The following is a 2463-nucleotide window of genomic DNA, read 5'->3' on the forward strand; positions in this document are numbered from 1 at the left end:
CACAAAGATTTTAGTTTATTAACACCCCCCGGACCCCCCATTTCAACAATAGTAATAGCTAATAAATATTCTTTCATTGACCAAAGGAAATGACGTTAATTGTCATCATCCGATAGCTATCGGATTCGATGAGGTACGAAGAGAAATCTGTTGCAATGAATTGGCTTTGCATTTATATCACTGCCTTTAGTCATGAGATTTCTCCACCTTTCAAAGGTGTCTTTCAATTTAAAAATAGTACAGGTGTGCGAAATGACGTTAATAGGTGCGTCATCCGATAACTATCGGATTCGATGAGGCACAACGGAGAAATCTGTTGCAATGCCAAATATTTCATTACTTTTATTTCCAGAATTCATAAATAACTCAACTACCCATGTTTACAGTAAGTTTCAAACTACTCCCCTCAAAAAAATTCAATATTCTGCTTGCTTCCTTATTAATTTGGGCTAATCAGCAGGTGTTCAGCCAAACTACACAATCATTTGACATTGTTGTTTATGGTGGTACTTCTGCCGGGATAATTTCAGCTATACAAAGTTCAAGATTAGGCAAAAAAGTGATTTTAATAGAGCAGAGCAATAGAATCGGGGGATTAACAACGGGCGGTTTGGGTCAGACGGATATCGGGAACAAGCAGGCAATTGGCGGAATATCCAGAGAGTTTTATCAGAATGTAAAAAGCTATTACCAAAAACCGGAGAACTGGAACTGGCAAAAGCGGGAAACCTATCGCGATGGCGGACAAACCACTTCGGCAGCGAATGAAGATGCCATGTGGACATTTGAACCTTCGGCAGCCCTGAAGATCTACAAGGATATGCTAAGCAGGGAGAAAAATATTACCCTGGTTTATTCCCAGCGCTTAAACCGGAAGACAGGGGTTAAAAAAACTGCCGGAAAAATATCATCCATACAAATGGAAAGCGGACAAATATACACTGGCAAAATGTTCATTGACGCAACCTATGAGGGCGATCTGATGGCTGCTGCGGGTATTAGTTATACTGTTGGGCGTGAGTCGAATGCGCAGTACGGAGAATCATTGAATGGTATTCAGGCAAATAAAATGAGCCTGACTCTTCGCAAAACAATTTCCATGAACGGTGCTTATCATAATTTCATTGAAGGGGTTGATCCATACATTAAAAAGGGAGATCCAAAAAGTGGTTTACTGCCATTTATCAATCCCGGGAAACCGGGTGTTGACGGCAAAGGCGATACTAAAATACAAGCCTATTGCTACCGCATGACTTTAACAGATCACCCCGAAAACCGGATTCCGTTCAGTAAGCCTGCAGGTTATAAGGAACAGGATTATGAACTGCTCCTCCGGAATTACGAAGCTGCTGAAGGCCCGGTCGAGAAAATGTATGAATATGGCGATCCACTGGTGCCATGGATAAATTCAGGCATGCCTAACCGCAAAACAGATACCAATAACCAGAAGGGGTTTTCTACAGATTTCATAGGTCAGAATTATACCTACCCTGAAGCTACTTATGAGGAACGTGAAAAGATTGCTCAGCGCCACAGACAGTATCAGCAGGGCTTAATGTGGACGCTTGCTTATCATCCCCGCATCCCTGCCAAAGTGAGAGAAGCTGTTTCCAAATGGGGAACCTGCAAGGATGAATATGAAAGCAAAGACGGCTGGCAATCACAATTATATATCCGTGAGGCAAGGCGCATGATCAGCGAATATGTAATGACTCAAAAGAACTGTGAGAAGTTCGAGGTAGCGCAAGATCCAATCGGCCTGGGTGCCTACGGAATGGACTCTCATAACATCCAGAGATATGTTGATGTGAATGGCTATGTTAAAAATGAAGGTAATGTGGAAGCGCATGTCGCCAGTCCGTTTCCGGTGAGTTACCGAAGCATTGTGCCTAAGAAATCGGAAGCCAGCAACCTCTTTGTTCCGGTTTGTTTATCTGCTACGCATATTGCCTTCGGATCGATCCGAATGGAGCCTGTATTCATGGTTTTAGGCCAGTCGGCAGCCATTGCCGCATCCATGGCGATTGATAATAATTATGCTGTTCAGGATATTCCGTACAAGGAACTGGAAGCTAACCTGTTGAAAAACAAGCAGGTGCTTCAATAGAAGATTAGTTATTCAGAAGAATAGTCAGTAGAACGAATTATAGTTGGGCTATTGCGGTTTGCGTTAACAATGGGCGGCATCCCGGGCTACTAAAAAACCACCCCCGCCAGCGGTGGACAGCATGTCGGATAAAAAATTTCGTCCATGGATAAATATTTTAATTTAAAAGCACATTTTTCTTAGCCACCCAGTGTCCACCGCTGGCGGGGGAATTAAAGGGGGTGGTCTCTAATAATTTCAGAAAGAGACAAAGACTTTCTGTCCGTAGAGATTCTGTGTTGATTTCCAAATAAAATTGTTTTTATCTTTGTTTTTTAAGACGGTCAAGAACCAGTCTGTGTAGCGTACTGATCCTT

Annotated in this window: 1 protein-coding gene; it reads left to right on the plus strand. The window is 42.5% G+C overall.

Annotated features, from left to right (window positions below):
• The first annotated feature begins 376 nt into the window (after positions 1 to 376).
• On the plus strand, positions 377 to 2107 hold the full coding sequence (locus tag BLR27_RS18270) for an FAD-dependent oxidoreductase (protein WP_090707312.1): 1731 nt from the start codon (positions 377 to 379) through the stop codon (positions 2105 to 2107).
• Positions 2108 to 2463: the final 356 nt, after the last annotated feature.

The sequence above is a fragment of the Daejeonella rubra genome (assembly GCF_900103545.1).
In the GTDB taxonomy this organism is placed as follows: domain Bacteria; phylum Bacteroidota; class Bacteroidia; order Sphingobacteriales; family Sphingobacteriaceae; genus Daejeonella; species Daejeonella rubra.

Excerpts from the sequence above, each read along its gene's own strand:
- BLR27_RS18270 (WP_090707312.1), top strand. The coding sequence starts at position 377 with ATGTTTACAGTAAGTTTCAAACTACTCCCCTCAAAAAAATTCAATATT.